Raw genomic sequence first — 25,409 nt, forward strand, 5'->3', positions numbered from 1 at the left:
ATACCTCCTAAAAGTACAATAACTAAACTTTGTATACTTTTACAATACCTCTTAGTGCAAAAATAGTAAAATATATTATTTAAATATATGTAAAAAAGTTGATCTTTTATTTATATACATAAAACAAAAATATCTTCTAAACCGTCGTTGTAGAAGCAATGTTATAAAAAATATATCATTCGCTTAAAATCTATTTGTTTAGTTTTATAGTAAAAAGATAGTAAAAAAAAGAACAAAGTAGATTACAAAAAATAAATGTTGCCCATTCACTGCATATATAATCTATTTATCAATAAAAAAAATAGCCCTATTTAGGACTATTGTTTCTTTTTTCACACTCTTCTCCACCTAGAAATTGGCACAATTTCATTGTTTTTGGATTGTCAAATATGACACCCGGTGGTCCCATCTCCACTATTTTTCCATCACTCACAAAAATAGCACAATCTGCGACCTCTCTTGCAAAACTCATCTCATGTGTCACAAGAACCATATCTCTTTTATCCTTACGAAGCTCTAGAATAGCTTCTAGAATCTCCTTTGTCAAAGCTGGATCCAAGGCAGATGTGGGTTCATCCAAAAGTAAAAATTTAGGTTCTAAAGCCAACGCTCGAACGATTGCAACCCTTTGTTGTTGTCCACCTGAGAGTTGATGTGGGTACTTCTCCTTATGTTCATAGAGCCCAAACCTCTTCAAAAGAGATATCGCCCTTTCATTCGCCTTATTATGTTCAAGTTTTTGAACTATCTCAAGAGGTAAAAGAATGTTTTTTAAAGCACTCAGATGAGGAAACAGATTGTATGCTTGAAATACAACCCCTATTCTTTTTCTGTATTCGTGCAACTCCTCCTCAGTTGAAGGTATCTTTTCTCCATTCACTCTAACCTCGCCACTCTCTGGAACCTCAAGCCCTGCAAGTATTCTCAGAAGGGTTGATTTCCCCCCTCCAGATGGTCCTATTATTACCAGTGAATGAATTTTTTCTAAGTCTAAATTCAATCTATCCAATACCTGTTGATCTCCAAATCTTTTGCACAAATCTTTTATTTTAATCTCCATATGAAAACCTCCTCTCTAACCATTTTGAAAAATGTGAGATGGGGTATGTTAAAATCAGATATCCAACTGCCAGAATACAGTAGTTTTCTATTGGAGAGAACGTCAAAGAATCCACCTCTTGAACATTCTTTGTAAATTCATTCACCGCTATTATAGACAGCAGAGATGAATCTTTTATCAAGCTAGCAAACTGCCCAGCAAGAGGAGGCATTATTCTTTTTATAACCTGTGGTAAGATTATGTATCTATATGTTTGAACTTTTGTGAATGCAAGAGCCCTCGCTGTTTCTAATTGTATCTTATCAATACTCTCTATTCCAGCACGAATAATCTCAGACACATAAGCTCCTGAAAAAACTCCCATTATAATAACTCCCATAACATATCTGTTCTCAATTCCAAAAGCCGTTCCTATAACATAGTAAAATAGATATATTTGAACTATAAGAGGTGTTCCTCTTATAATCTCTGTGAACCCTTTGGCAAAATAATATGACGGTAAAAATCTTCCCCTCTGTCCTAATACCAGCAGTGTTCCCACTATAAAACTAGCTATCAAAGAGAAAATTGATATCACCACTGTCATTGAAAATCCAAGCATAAACTTGTATTTATATTTTTCTATTATTCCAGACCAGTTATAGGGATAATCCAATCTACTGAATGAAAAATGAAAAATTCCTATCACCAATATTGTTACAAGAACTATATTTAATAGCCTTACTCCCTTAGTCTCCACACCCTTTTTAGGCCGAAAAAACCATTTTTTCAGCATATACACTCCCCCTCCTAATCAAAGAAGAAAGGTACATTTTTTTCCTTAAAGAAAGCTTTCTCCTCACCTAAATATTTTTCAGAAAGCTTATCGAATCCTCCATTAGCTTTATATTCCACTATGAACTCATCTATCTGAGCTCCCAAATCTTCCTCTCCTATTCTATAAGCTATCGCCCAAGGTTGAGACTCTGTTTCAAACTGCTCTAAAAGAGGGTTTGTAGTCTCTTTATTTCTAGACCAGTTTCTATATATTGTAAGCGGATCGTAGATAAAAGCGTCCACTTTACCTTGAGAAACCTCTAAAACACACGCACTCTCTTTATCAAATACAAGTATCTCTGCATTTGGAAAGTATTTTTCTGCAACTGTATGTCCGCTTGTTCCCTTTTTTACAGCTACTTTTTTCCCTTTTTTATTCAAATCCATCTGAGTTACTATCCCTGAATTTTTATTTACAAGCATCCCTAAATATGATTTTGCATAGGGTTTTGAAAAGTTTACAGATTTTTTTCTTTCCTCTGTCACAGACATTGATGAGATGACAACATCCACTTTTTTAGTTTTTAAAGCTGGAATAAGACCTCCATAGGCCATATCCTCTATTATCACATCTTTTCCTAAATACTCTCCCAAAGCATAGGCCATATCTACACTTATTCCAGTAGGTTTTCCATTTTGATCGGACATCTCAAACGGTGGATATGCCAGTTCCATTCCCACTACCAGTGTCCCATCTGTTGCAAAAGTAAAAGTTCCCAATACCAACATTAAAAAAATCAACACTTTTTTCATATTCTCCTCCATCAACTCATACTTTTATAACTCTATTCTATTTCTAAACAAATCTAAATTTTCCTCTAAATTTTTTATCTTGTTCCTACTGACTGAGAGTGTTTCTTCCCCTTCAAAAGTTATTTTTTCACGTTTATAGTCGATCTCTTTTAAAAGTTTTTTGTTTATTATAGTCCCTCTATCCAATCTGACAAAACATTCCCAGTCTTTTAGCTTCTCTTCGACTTCAGAGAATCCTTTTTTAGAGGAATAGACTCTTCCATTTTTTGTTTTTATCTCTGTTTTTCTGGATATTCTGCAATAGTCAATATATATTATATCCTCTATCTTTATTATAGCTTTGTAAAAGTTATCATTTATTACAATCTCTTTTACATATTTAATATCCACTACACTTTCCTCTTTTAGAAATATTTCTTCCAAGATTTTTTCTATCTCAAAATAGTCATCTCTATATATGCAGTCATATATTTCGCCTCTTTTCAAATACCCTTTTATTTTTTTAAAGTTATCATCTCTAGAACATAGTAACACGACAGGAATATTTTTTCTACTAAAATAATATAGTTTATTTTCAAAATTGATGTCATTCATATCTAAAATAGCACCGCTCAAATCCTCTATTTCATATTTCATCACATCACTAAACAAATAGAACTTACACTCTATCAGTTCCTCTAAAATCTCTTTCAAATTTAAATCAATCTCTATTCCTATTTTCCGCAATTAAGTTCCTCCTGAAGCTTTAGCATTCTATATCGACTCACAACTAAAGACAGTTTTTCTGAAACCTCTTCTAAGTATCTCTTCTCTTCATAGACTAATTTATCACTACAACTTTTAATTAAAACAACCGCTATAAAAGGTTTTTTCCCATATCTCAATCTCAAGGCATAGTTATAATTTTTTTTATCTAAAAGGTCATCTGAGTCTAAGAGTATATCGCTTTCATCATACATTCTTTCTTTCAGATATTTTTTATAGTCATCTTCATAGGTTAAAATCTCAGTTTTCACACTCAATAGATCTAAGTTTTTCTTTAGCTCCTTAGATAGTTGTTCTTGAAATTCTAGTATATTCCTTGTTAAATACATTCTATTTAGTAAACTTTCAGTGTAATTTTTATCAATTTTTAATGCTCCACTAAAAATATATGTATGTATATTCAAAATTAAAAAAGACAGTATTATCCCTATAACTATCCCAATACTTTCTGTAAAAACGAAAAATAGATAGAGATGGATAAACATTTGAAAAATCTTAATCGATAAAATCTTATATTTTTTATTTATATTTATATCTGTTAAAAAAATATACCAATATAAAAATGTGAACTCAAACATGTTCAAATAGAAATAAAACTTGTTGCTAAATACTAAGAAATCTACAATTAAAGAGAGAACCAACAAACTTATTATCGTTAAATTTTTTTTCACTACAATTTTTTTTACTATTTTATTTTTTCTCTCCATATTTGACTCTATAAGGTATAGAACAAGTATGATTATAGGTGCGTCCATCCAAACATAAAAATATGTTGCAAATTTTACAATACTTTTCATATGTGATGTCAAATACATTAAAATATTCCCATTCAAAATAATAGAATCAAATAACACTTCAGGTATAAAATACATTAAAAATAAAATCCATAAAAATATATTTGTTTTTTTCGTTTTGATATTTCCAACTCTTTTTTTCACATATAGGAGAAGGTACAGACCCAAGAGTGAGGTTACTATCACATTTGTTTTCATCACAATCGCATTTGAAAAAACAGATGTGTTTGTGACCAATATCTTAATAAAGAGCAAAACCGTTGGAAATATAAGTTCTGTTCTTTTAAAAAAATCTTTTCTCAAAAGAAAAACTAAAACCCCATTATAAATTACGAATATTGCTGTAAATATATTTAAAAAAATAATATTTTTTAACTCTTCTTTTTTTATATCGTAAGAAAAATGTTTTTTTAACGGTTCAATCACCTTGTTAAAAGTATACTCCTCCACTTCGCCTACACTGTTTAAAACATTGACTAAATACTCTCCTGTATCAACATTTGGAAATATTATACCGTTTATATACTTATATCCAAACAATTCATTGCCTATACTCCCACCTTTTTTTATAACCTCTATTTTTTGTGGTGTCCTGTTAAAAAAATCCACTGTCCTATGATTGCTTGAAACAAAAATATAGTTATTATAGTTCCTAGAAAAATATGATAACCCTAAAAATGTTATCAAAAACACTCCCACGTATATAGTCATTCTTCTCTTTAAATCCATTTTCCCCCCTGCTTAAAAAATTTTGCTTCTCCTATGAATATACTTCATATCTAGAAAAATGTAAATAGAAAAAGCCCTCCACATAGCAGAGGGCTTTGATTCTAGTCTAATTTCTAGACGTCGGGGCACTTTAATATTCAACCTTAGGCTAAATGTTTCAAGGGTAAGTTTGCACTTACAATTTCAGTATACATTATTTTTATTTTTTTTAAACCCCTTCAGTACATATACCTTTTTTTTCTACACATTTAATGTGGTTTTATGAACAAGCTTTAAATATTTTCTCCACATCTTTTCAATAGAGCTTCCCATCTTCTGTCAACTTCTTCCTGCATCTCTACCAACAGGTGCTCATTTCCAGCTTTAAATAGGTGTGCAAATCTTCCTTGCTCTTTTAAAAACTCAGTTATTGGAAGTTTGTTTTTAGGTCTATAAGAAAGTTTCCACTCTCCATTTATAACCTCAAACAGTGGCCAATAACAAGTTTCAACAGCCAACTTACACATATCCATAAGTTTTTCTGGTGAATATCTCCAACCTCTCGGGCAAGGAGCCAAAACATTTAAAAATGCTGCTCCCTCAGTATAGATAGCTTTTTCAGATTTCTCATGTAAATCTTTCATATTTCCAACAAATGTTGTTTGAGCCACATAAGGGATGTTATGAGCTGCCATAATATCTGCCAACTCTTTTCTCCCTTGAACCTTCCCGTTGCTATCTCTTCCTATTGGAGATGTTGTTGTGTCCGCAAATTTTGGTGTAGCTGACGATCTTTGAATCCCTGTATTCATATATGCCCCGTTATCATAACAAACATATACCATATCGTGCCCTCTTTCCATAGCTCCAGAAAGAGATTGGAATCCTATATCATAAGTTCCTCCATCTCCACCAAAAGCTATGAATTTATGTGTATCTTTAACTTTTCCTCTTCTTCTTAAAGCGTTATAAGCCCCTTCCACTCCACTTAAAGTCGCTGCTGCATTTTCAAATGCAGAGTGGATGAACGAATCCTTCCAAGCTGTATACGGGTACATAAATGTTGATACCTCTAAACACCCTGTGGCATTTGCTATAACTGCATGGTCTTCAACTTTTAGAGCTCTCAACACTCCTCTTGCTGCTACTCCTGCTCCACATCCTGCACATAATCTATGTCCACCAGTAAGTCTTTCTGGTTTATTCATCTCTTCTTTAAAATTGTATGCCATCTTATTACCCCCTTACTCCCAAATGTCTGTAAACTCTTCCAATTTCAAAATCTGAAACATCTGCCAGAAGCAGTTCAGGATTATAAGCAATCTCCACTTGGTTTTCTATAAGATCTTTTGCATGAGCTTCATATAAAAGTTCATTGAACACTCTTTTTATCGTATCAACTGTGACATCTCTTCCACCCAGTCCATAAACGTAGTTAAACATCTCAGGTCTATCGTGTGAATCGTAAAGAGCCGATCTCACCTCAGCAAAAAGTGGTCCTCCCGCTGCAGAGAATCCCTCACATTTATCCATTACTCCCACAACTTTTTTACCTGTCAAAGCATGTTTTAAATCATCGAATGGGAAAGGTCTAAACACTCTAATTTTTATAAGCCCAACTCTTTTCCCCTCAGCTCTTAGCTCATCTACAGCTTCCTTAGCTGTTCCAGCTGTAGAGTTTATTACAACTATTGCTACATCTGCATCCTGCATCTTATATTGCTCAAAGAAAGAGTATTTTCTTCCTGTAAGAGCCTCAAACTCTTTTGCCACCTCTTTGATTACATGTTTTGCATTTATCATTGCATGGGCTTGCTGTACCTTATGCTCCATATAGTAGTTAGCTATATCGTATGGTCCATGTGCAATAGGTCTAGCTGAGTTAAGTAAATAGTCCTCGGGATTATATTCTCCCACAAAGTTTTTTACATCTGCGTCCTCTAAAAGTTCAATATTTTCTACAGCATGGCTTGTTATAAATCCATCTTGACAGACCATAGCTGGAAGTTGTACATCTGGATGCTCCGCTATTTTTACAGCTTGAATATAGTTGTCATACGCCTCTTGATTTGTCTCACTATATATTTGAATCCACCCTGTATCTCTTGCTCCCATTGAATCACTATGATCTGCATTTATATTGATTGGTCCTGTAAGAGCTCTATTGATCAGTGCCATAGTTATAGGTAGTCTCATAGATGAAGCCACATACAACATCTCCCACATCAAAGCAAGTCCACAAGATGAGGTAGCTGTCATTGTTCTGGCTCCAGCAGCTTGAGAACCAATACATGCTGACATAGCACTGTGCTCAGATTCAACTGGAATAAACTCTGTATTTACAACACCATCAGCCACGAATTTAGAGAAGTACTGCGGTACCTCAGTTGATGGTGTAATTGGAAATGCTGGCATTACATCTGGATTTATCTGTCTCATCGCTGTTGCCACAGCTTCGTTTCCTGACATTCTCTCTCTTATACTCATAATCTCTCTCCTCTCCCTAAACTTTACTGAACTCTATAGCTTTAAATGGACATACTGCAAAACATACTCCGCATCCCTTACAATGGTCCTGATCGAAATCTACTCTCTTTCCATCCTTCATAGGGATAGCTGAGTCTGGACAAACAGGAAAACAAAGCAGACACTGCTTACAGTTCTCCTCTATAAAATCCACTTTCATAGTTCTCCAATCCCCAGTTTTAAAATTTTCTGCACTTCCCGCTTCATACACAACTCCTCCAGGAGTTATATCTTGCCAAGTTATTGTCTCATCTATCAATACACCTTTTTTATTTCTCATTATCCATCCACCTCATCCATTGAACGTTTTAACGCACACATATTACCCTCTAAAACTTGAGGTTTTGTGCTAAATTTATGTTTAAATGACTCTTCCATATTTTTTATAAACTCCTCTTCTGGAATAAGTCCACTAACTTTTACAACAGCACCAAGCATTGGTGTATTTGGAAAATATTTCCCCAAACACTCCTCAGATATTTTTTTGGCATTACAGGTATAAACTTTACCAGCATAACCTCTAAGTTCTTTTCTTATCTCCTCAGGAGTTCTTTCACTATTTATAATAATAGCTCCCCCATCTTTTATCCCTTTTTCAACCTCTATTGATTTTATAAGAGTTTCATCCACTACAACAACAAAATCTGGTTCATAGATATTTGAATGAACTCTGATCTGAGATTTCCCTATACGATTATAAGCTGTGATAGGTGCTCCCATTCTTTCTGGTCCATATTCAGGAAACCCTTGAACAAACATTCCACTACTAAATGCTACATCCGCCAAAAGAAGAGACGCAGTTTTAGCTCCCTGTCCCCCTCTTCCATGCCATCTGATTTCTACCATCTTATTCATGCTCTACCATCCTTTTTTAAATTTTGCTTAAGTAACGATATATTGTTGATTCTGAAACTTTTAACGCCTCAGAAACCTCTAAAACTCCACCTCTAAGATCAAATATTCCTTTTTGATGAAGTTCTTTTATAACATTAAGTTTCTCTTCCATCTCAATCTCTTTCCAATAAATTTTTCCCTTTAAAATATCTATTAAAGCTTTATTTATCATCTCTTTCACCGAGTTTGGAAAATCTACCTCTGCTACTTTTGGGGGTTCCTCTCCAAAATTAAGTCCAAAATTTGCCATTGCTTCCATTTGACAAGCAATATTCAAATATCTGCTCACATCCACATTCACACATATCATTCCAATAATATTCTCAACTTCATTCTTTATAAAAAATGTTGAAGATCTCAAAATTTTTCCACCGGTTATCCCTTTGGAATTTGTTATGAAATCCCGATTCTTATACAGCTTTTCTTTCAATATTTTCAGCCCAAATTCACTCATCGGAGCACCCTTTTCTCTTCCACTCACATGGGCATTAAATATCTCTACACCTGAACTAGATATATCTCTCAAGTCATGTAATATCACTTCCACATTTTCTCCATAGCAACATGACATGAATTTTGCTATTTTTTTATACTCATCCAATATCTCTAAATCCTCTTTCAAAATATTCCCTCCTTCGCCCAATAAAGATATATACCTCATGCTTTTCAAAAAGTCAAAAATATTTTTCTCACTATAAGAATTTTTTTCTTATTTTTCTTTTTACCTAACTCTTATTCAAAAAAAAAGAGAGTTTCCTCTCTTTAATTTTTTTACTTAACTAAATCCAATCCATTTTTTAAATCTGCAATAATATCATCCACATTCTCTAAACCTACAGATATTCTTACAAGTCCATCAGTTATTCCAGCTGTGAGTCTCTCCTCTCTCGTATAAGGTGAGTGCGTCATCGATGCTGGGTGTTGAATTAAAGTCTCTGTATCTCCTAAAGAAACTGCAAGTGAACAAAGTTTTAAATTATTCAAAAGTGTTTTTCCCGCTTCTAATCCTCCCTTTAATTCAAATGCAAATATTCCTCCGAAGTCTTTCATCTGTCTACATGCAATATCATGCCCTGGATGAGTAGCAAGTCCTGGATAGAAAACAGTTTCTACTTTTGAATGAACATTTAAGAACTCTGCCACTTTTTTAGCGTTCGAACAGTGTCTCTCCATTCTCACTTCTAATGTTTTCATTCCTCTTATTATAAAATATGCATCCATAGGACTTAAAACAGCCCCTGTCATATCCTTTACCCCAACAAGTCTAATCTGAGTTACTAACTCTTTATTTCCTACAACAAAACCTGCGATTACATCACCGTGTCCATTTAAATATTTAGTAGCCGAATGAACAACTAAATCAGCTCCCAAAGTTAAAGGTTTTTGACAATACGGTGTTGCAAATGTGTTATCTACAACTACAAGTGTATTTTTGTTCTCATGAGCTATTTTAGAAACAGCTTCTATATCTACAATTTTTAAGTTTGGATTGGCTGGAGTTTCAAGATACACCACTCTTGTATTGGGTCTCATCGCTTTTTTAACCTCTTCTAAATTGGATGTATCCACAAATTCAACATCTATTCCAAATCTAGTAAGCCCATGACTTAAAAGTGCAAAAGTGCATCCATATAGAGTTTTATCCGAAATCACATGGTCTCCCGCTTTTAAAACTGTCCACATAACAGAAGCTATCGCACCCATTCCAGAAGCTGTAGCAAGCCCTGCTTCACCCTCCTCTAAAAGAGCCAATTTTTCCTCCACAACTGTTGTTGTTGGATTCCCAAGTCTAGAATATATATATCCATCCTCTTCCAAAGCAAATCTTTTTCCACCCTGTTCAGCTGAATCAAATATAAATGTTGATGTTTGATATATTGGAGTTGCTAAAGTTCCGAAGGGATTTTTTTGTGAACCACCATGAATCGCTATTGTTCCAAAACCATTTTTCATATTTTTATCCATAACTTTTCCTCCTATTTATTTCAATTCTTGTTCGTATTATACACTTTAAATTCGTTTTTACAACTAAGACTGAATAAAACTGTTATATAACACTTTTCTCAATTTAAAAATAAATAGATATTTAATCCCGTTATGACAATACCTATTAGAACTATTGATGTGTTCATTAGAAAGCTATTTTTATATTTTCCCATAACTTTTTCATTGGAAGTTAAATAAAGCTGTGAAGCTATTGTTATTGGGAGCTGAAAACACAGTATAACTTGAGAATAGACAAGAGCCATAAAGACATTCTTTACCAAAAATATTATTCCCAAAGCACAAAATATTGTCAATAAAACACCTATTTTCGTCTCTTTTTTAGAGATGTCATACTCTTTTCCAAACATTCCAGAATAAACCGTCCCTCCTGCCATACCCGAAGTTATAGATGATGAAAAACCTGAAAAAAGTAGTCCCAATGCAAAAACGATAGCGGCCTTATCCCCTAAAAGAGGTTTTAAAAGTTCATGTGCCTGACTCAATTCAGTCACCTGAATTTTCCTATAATAAAAACATGAAATACTTAAAACAAACATACTTATATTTATAATCCAACCTAAAATCATAGAAAAAAATGTATCAAAAAATTCATATCTTATCTGTTTTTTCAATAACTTCTCATCATTTAAATCCCACTTTCGACTTTGAATTATCTCTGAGTGTAGAAAAAGATTGTGTGGCATCACTATAGCTCCAAAGATTCCTAAAGCTGCCAAGATAGATCTTGAGTTTATTGTTGGAACCACACTTGCCTCTAAAGTTCTAGTCCAATTGACATCCACTAAACTCAGTTCAAATATGAATGAAAAAGCGATGATGGAGATGAACCCTATTATAATTTTTTCAAGTTTTTTATAGGTGTTTGTAAAAACTATAACTACACTGGCCGCAGAGCATATAACTCCTCCCAGCCATATTGGAATATTAAACAGCATTTGAAGTGCCACCGAAGCTCCTAAAATCTCTGCTAGAGATACCGATATATTTGCAAGAATTGCACTGCCCAAAACAATCTTTGAAAGTTTTGGGGAAAATCTTTTTTTTATGGATTCTGATAGACAGTCCCCCGTTATTATACCTAAATGAGCAACATTATGTTGAAGAATAATTAAAGTTATAGTCCCTAAAGTTATCACCCAAAGTAAATCGTAACCAAATTCACTCCCACCAGCTATATTTGTAGCCCAGTTACCCGGATCAATAAATCCAACAGTCACCAACAGACCTGGCCCTAGATATTTCAATATTCCTAATTTATTTTTCATATTTTCTTATCTCCTCCCCTTCTTTAATAGGAGAGTACCAACCTTTGAGAGTTTTTCTTTTATTCTTCATCTCTAGAAAATACAAAAAATAAAAAAAAGCCCCTAGATTACTCTAGGGGTTTAAATTCAATTACTTAACGATTACGATGTTAGTAGCTTGAGGTCCTTTGTCACCTTGAGCGATGTCAAAAGTTACTTCTTCTCCCTCAGTTAACTTTTTGAATCCGTCTCTTTTGATTTGAGAGAAGTGTGCGAATACATCTTTCCCGTCCTCACCAGTGATAAATCCAAATCCTTTTTCGTCGTTAAACCATTTAACTGTACCTTTCATTTGATACCTCCATAAAATTAATTTTTTTTATAACTCTACAAATCTTAATTTTTAAAGTAAGAAGGTATACCACTAAGGTCCTAATGATTCTACTTAAAACTTAAAAACTTATATAATTATTTCTATAAAGTTATTATATAACTAAAGCGACAAAAAGTAAAGCTTTATTTTTTAACTTTATCTCTTCATTTCATCTACCCCAACAAAATCATAGCCTCTCTCTTTTAAAATTGGTATAACTTTTTTTATTGCTTGAACTGTTTTTGGGTTATCATGTAAAAGAACTATCACATTGGGACGAGAATTCTTCAAAAGATACTCTGTTATGTAGTTTACATCGTTTTCCTTTTTCCAATCTTCAGGACAGATATCCCACAGTACACTTTTTATCCCCATACTATTTTCTATCTCTTTCTTTTGAGATTTTTTCATAGCACCATATGGAGGTCTAAAATATTTTGGCTTTTTTCCTGTCGCTTTATATATCACATCCTGTGTGGATTGTAGCTCTTTTTTTATAGCTTCTGTGCTCAGTTTTGTATAGTTTGGATGCGTATAGCTATGATTTTCAACAAGATGCCCCTCATCATCCATTCTCTTTAAAATTTTTGAATTCACCTTCGCATTTTTCCCTATCACAAAAAATGTCGCCTTTACATCATTTTCTTTCAGTATATCCAAAATCTCCTCTGTTATTTTTGGTTTTGGTCCATCATCAAAAGTGAATGCTATCTTATTTATATTTTGAGAATATAAACTTGTAGATAGAATAATGATACAGATCAAACTTTTAAATATTTTTTTTATCATCCTCAACTCCCCCCTCTTTTATTTTTTCTAAATTTACACCGTATTTTACAGTTAATTCTAAGCTTTTCTTTTTTAATTTTATTTTATATTTTTACACACTTTTGTTTAATTTTTTACCGTAAAGGATATATCTTTTTTTTTCGTATTATATTATAATATGTAAAAAAAAATTAAGGGGGAAATTTTATGTATAGAGAGTTTGGGTCTCACTTAAAAACAATCGATGGAATTTCTGGAGTCCTTTTCAATCTTTGGGCACCAAATGCTGTCACAGTATCTGTTGTTGGAGAGTTTAATAATTGGTGTGGTAAATCTCACTATATGTGCAAAGATTCTAAACGAGGGGTTTGGTCTCTTTTTATTCCTAATCTAACAGAGGGAACTATCTACAAATATATGATTGCTGGAAAAAATCAAAATATATTTTTAAAAAGTGACCCTTTCGCTTTTTTTTCTGAGGTCCGTCCCAATACAGCTTCCATTGTCTATAACCCTTTTAAACCATTTGAGTGGGAGGATAGTGAATGGCTTGAAAAGAGAGCTCAAGAAAATAACCAAGAAAAAGCTATCTCTATCTATGAAATCCACCTGGGATCTTGGAAAAGAAACTACAATCGTGGTTCTGGTCCTGAGGATGGAAATGAATTCCTTAACTATCGGCAGATTGCTGATAAACTTGTCCCGTATATTCTAGAAACTGGATTTACACATATAGAGATTCTTCCACTGACCGAACATCCACTGGATGCTTCTTGGGGGTATCAAGGTGTCGGATATTTTTCTATAACCAGTAGATACGGAACTCCTGAGGATTTCAAATATCTTGTCAATCAATGTCACAAATCTGGAATAGGTGTTATTTTAGATTGGGTTCCTGGCCATTTCTGTAAAGATGACCATGGTCTTTACCGCTTTGACGGAACACCACTTTTTGAATATGAAAACAAACTTTTAGGCGAAAATCCTGTTTGGGGAACTGCTAACTTTGACCTTACTAAACCCTTTGTAAAAAACTTTTTAATATCAAGTGCAACATTTTTATTTGAACATTTTCATATTGATGGAATTAGAGCTGATGCTGTCTCAAACCTTTTGTATTTAGAATACGCTAGAGATACAGTTGGACTCAAGAATTCTCTTGGGGGAAACACCAAACTTGAAGCCATCGATTTTTTAAAAACACTCAACGAAACAATATTTAAACTCTATAAAAATCCTTTGATGATTGCAGAGGAAGCAACTTCATGGCCGATGGTTACATCTCCTACCTATGAAGGTGGCTTAGGATTTAACTTCAAATGGAACATGGGCTGGATGAATGATATGCTCAGATATATGTCCCTTCCTCCTTGTGAAAGAGAAAAGTATCATAATCTTTTAACATTCTCTCTCATGTACGCTTTTAGTGAAAACTTTATACTCTCCCTCTCCCACGATGAGGTTGTTCATGGGAAAAAATCTCTTTTGGATAAAATGAGTGGCGATTATATACAAAAGTTCGATTCTTTGCGTATGTTCTATGCTTTTATGATTGGACATCCCGGAAAAAAGCTCCTATTTATGGGCGGAGAGATCGGTCAATTTATTGAATGGAGATACTATGAAGAACTTGAATGGAAACTATTAAAATATCCACAACACGATTCATTAAAAACTTATGTTTCACATCTCAATAATTTTTATAAAAGTCAAAACTGCCTTTGGGAACTAGATTCATCTCCGGAAGGCTTTGAATGGATAAATCATAAAAATCACAGTCAAAAAATAATATCCTTTCTAAGAAAGGGGAAAAATCCAGACGATTTCATTTTAGTGGTATGCAACTTTACCAAAAATGAGTATATCAATCATCGGATAGGGGTTCCTCGAATGGTTGAATATATGGAAGTTTTAAACAGTGATACAGATATTTTTGGAGGAGGCAACCATGTCAATCCAGAGATTATAAAACCCTTGAATAGAGAGTTAGATGGTCATCCTTTCTCTATTCCAGTTAACGTGGCCCCACTTTGTACTCTATTTCTAAAACCTATTTTTAATAAAAAAGTAACACCCTAGACAAAAGGAGGAGTTTACATGAATAAAAAAATGATAGCTATGATTCTTGCTGGCGGACAAGGAAGTAGACTTAAACGTTTGACAAAAGAGGTTGCCAAACCTGCTGTACCCTTTGGTGGAAAATATAGAATTATAGATTTCCCTTTAAGTAATTGTGTCAACTCTGGAATCGATACCGTTGGAGTTCTTGTTCAATATAAACCGTTTCTTTTGAATAGATATATCGGAGTTGGAAGTGCTTGGGATTTAGATATCGACGGTGCTGGTGTAAGCATCCTACCACCATACTCAACCGAGAATGAAAACTGTTGGTACAAAGGTACTGCCGATGCAATTTTTCAAAATACTCACTATATAGATATGTACAACCCTGAATACGTCCTTATTCTTTCTGGAGATCACATCTATAAAATGGACTATGACAAAATGTTAGATTTTCATGAAAAAAACAACTCTCAAGCCACTGTTGCTGTTATAGATGTCCCTATCGAGGAAGCCTCTCGTTTTGGAATCATGAATGCAAAAGAAAATGGTGAAATCTATGAATTTGAAGAGAAACCAAAAGAACCTAAAAGCACTTTGGCAAGTATGGGTATATATATTTTTAATTGGCAACTACTTAAAAAAATCTTAAAAGAGGACCAACAAGATAAATATTCTGAAAAAGATTTTGGAAAAAATATTATCCCTAAAATGTTGAGAGAAGGTTTTAAACTCATGGCTTATCCTTTTTCTGGTTATTGGAAGGACGTCGGTACAATTGAAAGTCTTTGGGCTGCGAATATGGACCTTTTAGATAGCTCCAATCCTATTGATCTCTTTGAGAAAAACTGGAGAATCTACTCCCAAGTTACAAATAAACCAGGGCATCTTGTTGAAGATACTGCTTTTATTAAGAACTCAATAATCTGTGAAGGGTGCGTTATTAAAGGTGAAGTTATCAACTCTGTTATCTCTTCAGAAGTTCTTGTAGAAGAGGGGGCTCGTGTTCACAACAGTGTTGTTCTATCCCGTGCTGTTATCAAAAAGAATAGTTTTATAGATAGGGTCATCTTAGGAGAACATGTTGTCATTGAAAACAAAGAACACTTTGGTAAAAAGGACGAAATCATATTTATTTCTGGGGGGGATGAATAATGCTAACAAATTATATCGGGGTTATTACTTCATTTGAAAGTAGAGCTCTTTTAAAAACACTCACATCTCACCGAGGTATATCCACTGTACCAATTGCTGGAAAATATAGAGCCATTGATTTTCCTCTTTCATATATGATAAATTCTGGGGTTAAAACTATCAATGTTCTGACTAATAAAAACTGCCGTTCTCTAAGAACACACCTAGATGTGGCCAAATCTTGGGGACTCAATCGTAAAAACGGGGGTCTTATCATCCATAGTGAAGATGTTCCCACAGATGCTGAACTTTTAATGATAAATTTCAACGAGCTCTATCAGAGTCACGAAGATATGGTTGTCATTGCTCCAACATATATGGTTTGCAATCTCGATTTGAAAAAAGCGATGGAGTTTCATGAACTCTCAGATGCAGATATCACCGTTGTCTATAAAAATATCACTGACCCATCTGATTCCTTTATAGGTTGTGACATCCTAGACTTTAATGAAAGAAATATTCTAACACGTGTTTGTGACAATTTTTTTCCTAAAAAAAACATAAATATTTCAACTGAAGTTTTTTTAATAAAAAAAGATCTGCTCTTCTCTCTCCTTCTATCTCGTCCCAATAGAGAGATCTCTTTAAAAGATATTCTATACAGATCCAAAAACAACCTCACTATAAAAGGGTTTGAACACAAGGAGTATCTTTCTTGTTTAAACTCCTTGGGCAACTATTTCAAAACCAATATGGATATGATAAAAACAAAAAATTTAAAAGAAGTTTTCTTCAATGAAAACAGACCTATTTTTAGTAAAATTAAAGATTCTATCCCCACCCACTATTTGAATGGAGCGACAGTAAAAAATTCAATAATCTCCAACGAATGCTCTATTAAAGGTAGTGTTATCAACAGCATTTTATCCCGTTACGTTGTAGTTGAAGACGGGGCATCTATTGAAAACTGTATTGTTCTTCAAAACTGTACAATCAAATCTGGTGCAATTTTAAAAAATGTTATTGTCGATAAAGAGGTCGTTATAGAAGAGGGAAAATCTGAAGGGCATATCTCATACCCTCTTGTCATTCAAAGAAAGATTTAATTTTTATTTTTTTATAAAGGAGAGCAACCATGAAAAATATAAACTTACTTTTTGTAACTTCTGAAGCCGATCCATTTTTAAAAGTTGGCGGTTTAGGTGATGTTTCACATGCACTGCCTAAAGCTTTAAAAAAGGCCGGAGTAAATGTACGGGTTATACTGCCTAAAAATGGAGATATTCCAAAAGAGTTTACCGATAAAATGAAACTTATAGCCACATTCACTGTTCCTGTTGGATGGCGAAATCAGTATGCTGGTCTTTTTCATTTGGAGTTTGAAGGGATTAATTTTTATTTTTTAGACAATGAATACTATTTCAAACGACACATCCCATATGGACACTACGACGATGGTGAAATTTTTTCATTTTTCTGCCGTGGAGTTTTAGAAGCTATCAAATATATTCCAGATTTCACTCCCGATATATTGCACTGCAACGATTGGCACACTGGAATGATCCCTGTATTTTTAAAAGCTTTTTATAAAAATGAAGTCAAATATAAAAATATAAAAACTGTTTTTACAATTCACAATTTAAAATATCAAGGTGTTTTTTCCAAAGATATACTCAGCGAACTTTTAGGTCTAGATGACTCCTACTTCTCCGAGGATAAACTTAAATTTTATGATGGTGTTTCTTTTATGAAGGGAGCTCTCATTTATTCCGATGTGGTCACCACTGTCAGTGAAACCTACGCCAAAGAGATAACCTACCCATTCTATGGTGAGCGATTGAACGGTCTAATTATACAGCTTGGAAATAAAGTCCACGGTATTATAAATGGAATTGACTACTCTTTATATGACCCTAGAAAAGATTCTAAACTCTATGAAAACTTTGGTCTCACAACTCTTAAGAAAAAACTTAAAAATAAAACTGAACTTCAAAAAAGACTTGGGCTTCCTGTCGATGAAAACATTATGATGGTTGGAATTGTAACTAGACTTGTCAGTCAAAAAGGACTCGATCTTATAAAATGGATTATGGATGATATTTTGAATATAAATCTACAGTTTGTTGTTCTAGGAACTGGAGAAACACAGTATCAGGACCTGTTTAACTATTATTCCTACACCCACCCCGATAAAGTTTCGTCCAATATAACATTTAGTGACGAACTCGCAAGAAAAATATATGCCGCTTGCGATGTGTTTTTGATGCCTTCTCTTTTTGAACCTTGTGGCATTGGACAACTTATTGCAATGAGATATGGAGCTGTTCCACTTGTTAGAGAAACTGGTGGATTGAAAGATACCGTCACAAATTTTGATCCCAAAACTAAAACTGGAACTGGATTTATATTTCAAAACTACAATGCCCATGACATGCTTTTTAAACTTGAATATGTTGCTAAAATATTCTATGAGGATAAAAAAGCTTGGAACGCTCTCATGAAATCGTGTATGAAATATGATGCCGACTGGAAGGAATCAGCTAAGAAATATATAGCTTTATATAGGGGGCTACTATGAATATAAGTAAGAACAGATTCAAAGATGACTACATTAAACGTCTCACTTTTACTTTTGCTCAAAATCCAGAGGAAGCCTCACTGGAGCATAAGTATCTAGCTCTTGGGAAGCTTATCAAGGATTACATCTCTGAACCTTGGGCTAAAACTAACGATATCTATACTAAAAAACAGGTTAAACAGATGTATTATTTTTCTATGGAATTTTTATTGGGAAGACTTTTAAATACCTATCTTTTGAATTTAAATATTAGAGATATTGCTAAAGAATCTCTCAGAGAGTTGGGGATTGATTTGGATGAACTTTTATTACTTGAACCCGATCCGGCTCTTGGAAATGGTGGACTTGGGCGTCTAGCAGCATGTTTCATGGATTCTCTTGCAACACTTGGTTTTCCTGGACATGGGTGTGGAATCAGATTTAAACACGGACTTTTTAATCAAAAGATTGAAAATGGATATCAAAGAGAGATTTTAAACAACTGGTTGAAAGATGATTTTATCTGGGAGATTAAAAAACCTGAAAAAACTGTTTCGGTTATTTTTGGTGGAAACGTGGAGCTCGTTAACTCAAGCGATGGCATCACCGTTTTATATCACGGCGCGGATAAAATTCTTGCCGTTCCATATGATATTCCTCTTCTTGGATCGGATAATGAAACAGTCAATACCCTTAGACTATTTAGTGCTGAACTTCCTGAAGAGGATATAGATTTAAATGGGCTTCAAAAAGGTGGATACCAAAAATATATCGATAAAAAATTTCAAGTGGAATCCATCTCTCAAATCTTATATCCTGATGACTCCGGTTCTCAAGGAAAACTTCTTCGTCTGAGACAGGAATATTTTTTTGTGAGTGCAGGGCTTCAGACCATATTAAAAAGATATAAAAAAATGGGAGAACCTATAAATAGATTTTCAGATTTTATAGCTGTGCACATCAACGACACTCATCCAGCTGTCGCTGTAGCGGAACTTATGAGGCTCCTTTTAGACGAGGAGAGACTGGACTGGAATACAGCTTGGAACATCACCGTTCAAACTATGGCCTATACAAACCATACAATTTTAGCTGAAGCTCTAGAGAAATGGCCATATGATATGTTTAAAAAAACTCTCCCTAGAATTCTTATGATTGTTGAGGAGATAGACCGTCGATTTTGTGAAGATATATCTAAAAAATATTTAGAAGACTACCACAAAATAGATGCTATGAAAATAATTTTTGATGGGCAGGTCAGAATGGCAAATCTAGCTATTGTTGGTTCCCATTCAATCAACGGAGTGGCTAAACTCCACACTGAAATTTTAAAAAATAGAGAACTCCATGATTTCTATATGTTTTTTCCAGAAAGATTTAATAATAAAACCAATGGAATCACTCATCGTCGTTGGCTTAAAAATGCCAACCCCGACCTTTACAAGCTTATTTTAGATAAAGGCGGAATCGAATGTAGCAGAGATACCAATAAGTTTATTGGATTTTTAAAATATATAAACGACAATAAAGTACTAAAAGAACTCGAAAATATAAAGTTAAAAAATAAAGAAAAAGTTGTGAGTTTTGTCAAAAGTAACTACAATTTGGATATCAGCCCGTTCTCCATTTTTGATGTCCAAATAAAAAGGCTACATGCCTATAAAAGACAACTTCTCAATGTTTTTCATATCATCTATCTCTATAATAAAATCAAAGAGAATCCAGAACTCGATATTGTTCCAAGGACTTTTTTCTTCGGGGCAAAAGCGGCTCCGTCCTACTCTTTGGCAAAAAATATTATAAAACTTATAACTTCTGTAGCAGATGTTATAAATAAAGATGCCGATATTCGAAATAAAATTAAAATTGTTTTTCTTGAAAACTACGGGGTTTCAATAGCTGAGCTAATAATCCCTGCTGGAGACGTAAGTGAGCAGATATCTACCGCATCTAAAGAAGCTTCTGGAACTGGAAATATGAAATTTATGATGAACGGAGCTGTGACTCTCGCAACTATGGATGGAGCAAACGTTGAAATTTTTGACGAGGTAGGAGAGGACAACATTGTAATCTTTGGTTTAAATTCAGAAGAGGTCATGAAGCTTGAAAAAGGTGGTTATAACGCCTGGGATATTTTCAACTCAAACCCAGATTTACAAAAGATTATAAAACAACTTTCCGATGGAACATTTTGTGCAAATCAAGAGGAATTCAAAGAGATTGTCGATCACCTTTTAGCCCATAACGACCCTTACTTTGTTCTTAAAGATTTTCTAGCATATGTTGAAGCTCAAGATAAAATAAACTCTCTTTATGAAAATAAAAAGGGATGGTTACAGATGTGTTTAGTGAATATTGCTCACTCCGGTAAATTCTCTTCCGACAATAGCATTCGAAAATATGCTCAAAACATCTGGCATATAAAGGAGATGGATAGAAATGGATAAACTCCCATACAACATTCCAGAAGACTCTATTTTTTTTAATTCACAGGATATAAATTTTAAAGCCCCATTTGGAGCTGTTTCATGTGGAGAGAATATAACTTTTAATATTGAGATTGAAACCTCTCTCAACTGCAACAAGGTGACCCTTCTCATAGATGGAAGCAAGCATTATAGCATCAATTTAGAACCTTTAACAACTGTAATAAAAGAGAATCTAAAAGAATATACTGTTTGGAGTGGGGTGTTTAAAGCCCCGCTTTTGACTCACATTCTCTTCTATTATTTTGAAATATCTTCTGAAAAAAGTTTTAACAAGTTTTTTTATGGGAATAACAACTTGGCTCTTGGAGGAATCGGTCAAATCTATTATGAAAATCCAATGGGATATCAGATAACTCTTTTCTATAAAAATAGCATCACTCCTAACTGGTTCAAAGAGAGTGTCGCCTATCAAATTTTTCCTGATAGATTCAACAACGGAAATAGAGATGGTCGAGTCAACAACCCTAAACCTAACTCTTTTTTATATGGGAGCTGGTCAGATAACCCTATGTATATTAAAAATAGCAAAAGTCATATCACTCGCTGGGATTTTTTCGGCGGAAACCTAAAAGGTATCACCGATAAAATAAGTTATTTCAATGATTTAAATATAAATCTTTTATATCTAAACCCTATATTCGAAGCTACAAGCAACCATAGATATGACACTGTCAACTACCACAATATCGATCCAATTTTAGGAACGTATAAAGATTTTACCACCATGATCAAAGAGTGTAAAAAAAGAGGTATTGAAACTATCTTGGATGGAGTTTTTAATCATACCGGTAAAAATAGTATCTATTTTAAAGAAGCTATTAAGTCTAAAGATTCTGCTTTTTATCCTTGGTATCGCTTTAAAAATTATCCCACTGAATACGATTGTTGGTGGGGAATTGAGGACCTTCCATGTGTTAACGAGCTGGAACCAAGTTTTTTTAAATATATTGTAGAAGGAAAAAACAGTGTTTTAAATCACTGGATGAACTCTGGTATCAAAGGGTGGAGACTGGATGTTGCTGATGAACTTCCAAACTACTTTATAGAGAGTCTTAGATATCGTTGTAAAGAGATTGATCCTGAATCTGTTATAGTTGGCGAGGTTTGGGAAGATGCCAGCAATAAGATTAGCTATGGTCAAAGAAGAGAATATTTTAATGGCAGACAACTGGATTCTGTCATGAACTATCCACTTAGAACATATCTTTTAAATTTTTTTAATGGTTCTATTGACAGTAAAACCTTATGTCAATATATGAACTCTCTTAAAGAGAACTATCCTCGTGAGAACTACTACTCTCTTTTCAATCTTTTGAGTAGTCATGATGTTATCCGAATTAAAACCTCCGTGGCTGGAATTGTTCAAGAGTACCCTATCAACACTCAATACTTTGAAAAGGCGACTGAAAGAGTCTTAAAATCTATGAGTTTGATTCAATTTACTCTTCCTGGAATTCCTGTTATCTATTATGGAGATGAAGTCGGAGTCGAGGGAAAAAAAGATCCTGACAATAGAAGAACATACCCTTGGGGAAAAGAGGATTTGAATCTTTTAAAATGGTATAAAAAAATATCCCTTCTGAGAAAAAACTCTAAGGTTTTAAAGAAAGGGGATATTAAATTTTTCAGTCCTCATCCCGATGTTTTTGCCTATATCAGATACTTTCCCAATGAAAAAGATTTTATTGGAGTTCTCACAAATCGGAGTCCCAATAAATCTAAAATTTTCAACATAAATTTAAAGGAATTTATTGGCCAATTCAGTAATAATATAGCGACTGACATATATCGTTGGAACGACCCCCTAATCGTTCCAATCGATTCATCTACTAATTTCCCAATAAAAATCCCCCCACTAAAGACGCTTTTGTTTAGTAGTAAAAGAGTCTGAGGAAAAAGCTGAGCAATCCCCCCTGCTCAGCTTTTTTCATAAAAAATTATTTTTATAAAAAAAAGTTTGACAAATTTATTTTCATGTATTATAATCAATCCAACTTAAGATTAATTAAGAACTTTTTAAAGGAGGTCAGGTCATGTTATTTAGAATTGATAGGAATAGGGTACAAAATAATAAAAACTCTATATTCTATTATATTCTTAGCAATAGCTGATGCTGACCATCCATATTTATATACTTAAATCATCTGTATTTATTATGTATTGGTTTCATTTACCTTTTTATTTTTAGAAGGTCTAAGAGTATGTTCTCTTAGACCTTCTTTTTTTTATAGAAATTTAAAATAAAGGAGATTTTACATGGAAAATTATTTAAATACATTAAAAACTATTTTTATTGACGGATACAGATATCAATATGTTCTTCAAGGACTCGGATTTTCTGTTGGAGTCACGGCTTTTTCAGCAGTATTTGGCGTTGTTCTAGGGATTTTTGTAGCACTCATAAGACTTTCTAAATTTAAATATTTAGCTGTTGTCTATATTGATCTTATCAGAGGAACACCAGCTGTTATACAACTACTTATTTTAGCCAATATTATTTTTGCCGGATTTAGAGACATGCCCATATTTTTAGTTGCGGGAATAGCTTTTGGTATAAACTCCAGTGCATATGTTGCTGAAATTATAAGATCTGGAATCGAAGGACTGGATAAAGGTCAGATGGAAGCTGCCCGAGCACTTGGAATGAGTTATCCCATAGCTATGAAAGAGGTTATAGTCCCTCAAGCTATTAGAAAAATTCTTCCCACTCTTGTCAGTGAGTTCATAACTCTTTTAAAAGAAACATCTATTGTTGGATTTATTGGTGGAGTTGATCTTCTAAGATCAGCTAGCATAATTACATCTCAAACCTATAGAGGGGTTGAACCTCTACTTTTAGTAGGTCTTATATATCTTGTTTTAGTTGGAATTTTTACTAAAATTATGCGTGGAGTTGAAAAGGGGTTGAAAGTAAATGATTAAAGTGGATAATCTGTTTAAAAATTTTGGCGAGTTAGAAGTTTTAAAAGGGGTTTCAACTCACATAAATAAAGGTGAGGTTGTAGCTGTAATCGGTCCATCTGGAAGTGGTAAATCAACATTTTTAAGATGCTTGAACCGTCTTGAACAACCCACTCTTGGACATATATTCATCGACGGAAAAGACATTATGAATCCTAGTACAGATATAAATAAAATCCGAACTCGAGTTGGAATGGTGTTTCAACATTTCAACCTTTTCCCACATAAAAATATTTTGGAGAACTTGACCCTTGCTCCTATAAAAGTCAAAGGTTTAAAAAGAGAGGTAGCTGAGGAAAAAGCTCTCACTATCCTTGGAAAGGTTGGACTAAAAGATAAGGCACTAGCTTATCCAAATCAACTCTCCGGCGGTCAAAAACAAAGAATTGCTATCGCCCGTGCTCTTTGTATGGATCCTGATGTCATCCTCTTTGATGAACCAACTTCAGCTCTAGATCCAGAGATGATACGAGAGGTTCTAGATGTTATGAAAGAGCTTGCCAAAGATGGAATGACAATGGTTGTTGTCACTCACGAGATGGGATTTGCACGAAAAGTTGCGGATCGAGTTCTTTTTATGGACTGTGGAACTATTCTTGAAGATACCACACCTGATGAGCTATTTGACGGAAATAATCATACGAGAGCAAAAGAGTTTATTGAAAAGGTTTTAAATCACTAAAAACTATAAAATTAAAATTTTGGGAGGAGTTATTATGAAAAAATTTAGTAAAATTTTGGTTGTATTTTTAATGGTTGTTACAAGTGTTCTATCTTTTGCAAAAGAAAAGCTCTATGTGGGAACCAATGCTGAGTTTCCACCGTTTGAATATCTTGAAAAGGGAGAGTTTGTTGGATTTGATATGGACCTTATCAAGGCTGTTGGAAACAAAATTGGAATGGAAGTTGTCATTAAAGATATGTCTTTTGATGGTCTTATTCCAGCTCTTGAAGCAAATAAAGTGGATATAGTTATTGCCGGAATGACTTCTAGTGATGAAAGAAAAATGGCTGTAAACTTCTCAACTCCTTATTACACTGCAAACCAAGTTATCATTTTAAATGAGGATAACAACAACATAAAATCTTTTGACGATCTTCAAGGAAAACTTGTTGGGGTTATGTTAGGATTTACAGGGGATGTTGTTGTAAGTGAGATGAGTGATGTTAAAACAAAAAAATATAATGCTTCGTATGCCTCTATTATGGAGCTACAAAACAAAAAAATCGATGCCGTTGTTTTGGATTCAGAAACTGCTCTCAACTACATCAAAAACAATAAAGGGATTAAGTTGGCAGAGGGAAAAGGTGAATTGGAAGAATATGCTATTGCTATTTCAAAGAAAAATACAGAACTTTTAGAAAAAATTAATCTAGCTATTAAAGAACTTAAAGAAGATGGGACATATGACACTCTTTTAAAAAAATATATGTAATATTTATCTAGATTTTACAAAACTAAAAAAGCTGACCTCTATGGTCAGCTTTTCTCACTTTAC

General features: G+C 33.8%; 23 protein-coding genes. 9 read left to right on the plus strand and 14 right to left on the minus strand.

All coding sequences use genetic code 11. From position 1 onward, the window contains the following. Nucleotides 1-307: 307 nt before the first annotated feature. The 14 genes from Q0V67_RS08940 to Q0V67_RS09005 form a co-directional block, all read right to left on the minus strand. A complete protein-coding gene (locus Q0V67_RS08940) occupies nt 308-1,060 on the minus strand; it encodes an amino acid ABC transporter ATP-binding protein (RefSeq protein ID WP_297598852.1) in 753 nt (250 codons plus the stop codon). After that, on the minus strand, nt 1,050-1,835 hold the full coding sequence (locus Q0V67_RS08945; RefSeq protein WP_297598854.1) for an amino acid ABC transporter permease: 786 nt from the start codon (nt 1,833-1,835) through the stop codon (nt 1,050-1,052). The genes Q0V67_RS08940 and Q0V67_RS08945 overlap by 11 nt, the downstream gene beginning before the upstream one ends. Before the next feature lie 14 nt (nt 1,836-1,849). Then, nucleotides 1,850-2,629: a transporter substrate-binding domain-containing protein gene (locus Q0V67_RS08950; RefSeq protein ID WP_297598856.1), complete on the minus strand. Its 780-nt coding sequence runs from the start codon at nt 2,627-2,629 to the stop codon at nt 1,850-1,852. A 24-nt stretch (nt 2,630-2,653) separates the two neighbouring features. Next, nucleotides 2,654-3,355, minus strand: coding sequence for a LytTR family transcriptional regulator DNA-binding domain-containing protein (locus Q0V67_RS08955; protein ID WP_297598858.1), 702 nt, complete (start codon nt 3,353-3,355; stop codon nt 2,654-2,656). Next, nucleotides 3,343-4,917 carry a hypothetical protein gene (locus tag Q0V67_RS08960; protein ID WP_297598860.1) on the minus strand — a complete coding sequence of 525 codons (1,575 nt, stop codon included), beginning with the start codon at nt 4,915-4,917 and terminating at the stop codon, nt 3,343-3,345. Before Q0V67_RS08960 ends, Q0V67_RS08955 begins: the two co-directional genes overlap by 13 nt. A 272-nt stretch (nt 4,918-5,189) precedes the next feature. Further along, nucleotides 5,190-6,128: a thiamine pyrophosphate-dependent enzyme gene (locus Q0V67_RS08965; protein ID WP_297598861.1), complete on the minus strand. Its 939-nt coding sequence runs from the start codon at nt 6,126-6,128 to the stop codon at nt 5,190-5,192. Between the two features lie 4 nt (nt 6,129-6,132). Beyond that, nucleotides 6,133-7,383, minus strand: coding sequence for a pyruvate ferredoxin oxidoreductase (porA, locus tag Q0V67_RS08970; RefSeq protein ID WP_297598862.1), 1,251 nt, complete (start codon nt 7,381-7,383; stop codon nt 6,133-6,135). 16 nt (nt 7,384-7,399) lie between these two features. Then, the gene (locus Q0V67_RS08975) at nt 7,400-7,702 is read right to left on the minus strand and encodes a 4Fe-4S binding protein (protein ID WP_297598863.1); all 303 of its coding nucleotides are present in this window, start codon (nt 7,700-7,702) and stop codon (nt 7,400-7,402) included. Then, nucleotides 7,702-8,277 carry a 2-oxoacid:acceptor oxidoreductase family protein gene (locus Q0V67_RS08980; RefSeq protein ID WP_297598864.1) on the minus strand — a complete coding sequence of 192 codons (576 nt, stop codon included), beginning with the start codon at nt 8,275-8,277 and terminating at the stop codon, nt 7,702-7,704. The genes Q0V67_RS08975 and Q0V67_RS08980 overlap by 1 nt, the downstream gene beginning before the upstream one ends. A 16-nt stretch (nt 8,278-8,293) precedes the next feature. Next, nucleotides 8,294-8,938, minus strand: coding sequence for a PAS domain-containing protein (locus tag Q0V67_RS08985; RefSeq protein WP_297598865.1), 645 nt, complete (start codon nt 8,936-8,938; stop codon nt 8,294-8,296). A gap of 149 nt (nt 8,939-9,087) precedes the next feature. Beyond that, nucleotides 9,088-10,281 (minus strand): methionine gamma-lyase, encoded by a 1,194-nt coding sequence (gene megL / locus Q0V67_RS08990; RefSeq protein WP_297598866.1) that lies wholly within the window; start codon nt 10,279-10,281, stop codon nt 9,088-9,090. A 98-nt stretch (nt 10,282-10,379) separates the two neighbouring features. Further along, a complete protein-coding gene (locus Q0V67_RS08995) occupies nt 10,380-11,588 on the minus strand; it encodes an Nramp family divalent metal transporter (RefSeq protein WP_297598867.1) in 1,209 nt (402 codons plus the stop codon). A gap of 130 nt (nt 11,589-11,718) precedes the next feature. Further along, complete coding sequence (locus Q0V67_RS09000; protein WP_185875326.1) at nt 11,719-11,919, minus strand: cold-shock protein; 201 nt, start codon at nt 11,917-11,919, stop codon at nt 11,719-11,721. Between the two features lie 177 nt (nt 11,920-12,096). After that, on the minus strand, nt 12,097-12,729 hold the full coding sequence (locus tag Q0V67_RS09005) for a polysaccharide deacetylase family protein (protein WP_297598868.1): 633 nt from the start codon (nt 12,727-12,729) through the stop codon (nt 12,097-12,099). Between the two features lie 186 nt (nt 12,730-12,915). Here Q0V67_RS09005 and glgB point away from each other — a divergent pair, with 186 nt between their 5' ends. The 9 genes from glgB (at nt 12,916) to Q0V67_RS09050 (ending at nt 25,346) form a co-directional block, all read left to right on the plus strand. Further along, a complete protein-coding gene (glgB, locus tag Q0V67_RS09010) occupies nt 12,916-14,787 on the plus strand; it encodes a 1,4-alpha-glucan branching protein GlgB (RefSeq protein WP_297598869.1) in 1,872 nt (623 codons plus the stop codon). 18 nt (nt 14,788-14,805) lie between these two features. Next, nucleotides 14,806-15,924, plus strand: coding sequence for a glucose-1-phosphate adenylyltransferase (locus Q0V67_RS09015; RefSeq protein WP_297598871.1), 1,119 nt, complete (start codon nt 14,806-14,808; stop codon nt 15,922-15,924). Beyond that, on the plus strand, nt 15,924-17,009 hold the full coding sequence (gene glgD / locus Q0V67_RS09020) for a glucose-1-phosphate adenylyltransferase subunit GlgD (RefSeq protein WP_297598873.1): 1,086 nt from the start codon (nt 15,924-15,926) through the stop codon (nt 17,007-17,009). Before Q0V67_RS09015 ends, glgD begins: the two co-directional genes overlap by 1 nt. Before the next feature lie 29 nt (nt 17,010-17,038). Continuing rightward, on the plus strand, nt 17,039-18,481 hold the full coding sequence (glgA, locus tag Q0V67_RS09025) for a glycogen synthase GlgA (protein ID WP_297598875.1): 1,443 nt from the start codon (nt 17,039-17,041) through the stop codon (nt 18,479-18,481). After that, nucleotides 18,478-20,907: a glycogen/starch/alpha-glucan phosphorylase gene (locus Q0V67_RS09030; RefSeq protein ID WP_297598877.1), complete on the plus strand. Its 2,430-nt coding sequence runs from the start codon at nt 18,478-18,480 to the stop codon at nt 20,905-20,907. Before glgA ends, Q0V67_RS09030 begins: the two co-directional genes overlap by 4 nt. Then, nucleotides 20,900-22,840 carry a glycoside hydrolase family 13 protein gene (locus Q0V67_RS09035; RefSeq protein WP_297598879.1) on the plus strand — a complete coding sequence of 647 codons (1,941 nt, stop codon included), beginning with the start codon at nt 20,900-20,902 and terminating at the stop codon, nt 22,838-22,840. Before Q0V67_RS09030 ends, Q0V67_RS09035 begins: the two co-directional genes overlap by 8 nt. Nucleotides 22,841-23,205: 365 nt before the next feature. Beyond that, entirely contained in the window at nt 23,206-23,871 is a 666-nt protein-coding gene (locus Q0V67_RS09040; protein WP_297598881.1) for an amino acid ABC transporter permease, read from the plus strand. Beyond that, nucleotides 23,864-24,592, plus strand: coding sequence for an amino acid ABC transporter ATP-binding protein (locus tag Q0V67_RS09045; RefSeq protein WP_297598883.1), 729 nt, complete (start codon nt 23,864-23,866; stop codon nt 24,590-24,592). The genes Q0V67_RS09040 and Q0V67_RS09045 overlap by 8 nt, the downstream gene beginning before the upstream one ends. Before the next feature lie 34 nt (nt 24,593-24,626). After that, entirely contained in the window at nt 24,627-25,346 is a 720-nt protein-coding gene (locus Q0V67_RS09050; RefSeq protein WP_297598885.1) for a basic amino acid ABC transporter substrate-binding protein, read from the plus strand. The last annotated feature ends 63 nt before the right edge of the window (nt 25,347-25,409 follow it).

Source organism: uncultured Cetobacterium sp., from assembly GCF_947072685.1.
Taxonomy (GTDB): Bacteria; Fusobacteriota; Fusobacteriia; order Fusobacteriales; family Fusobacteriaceae; genus Cetobacterium_A.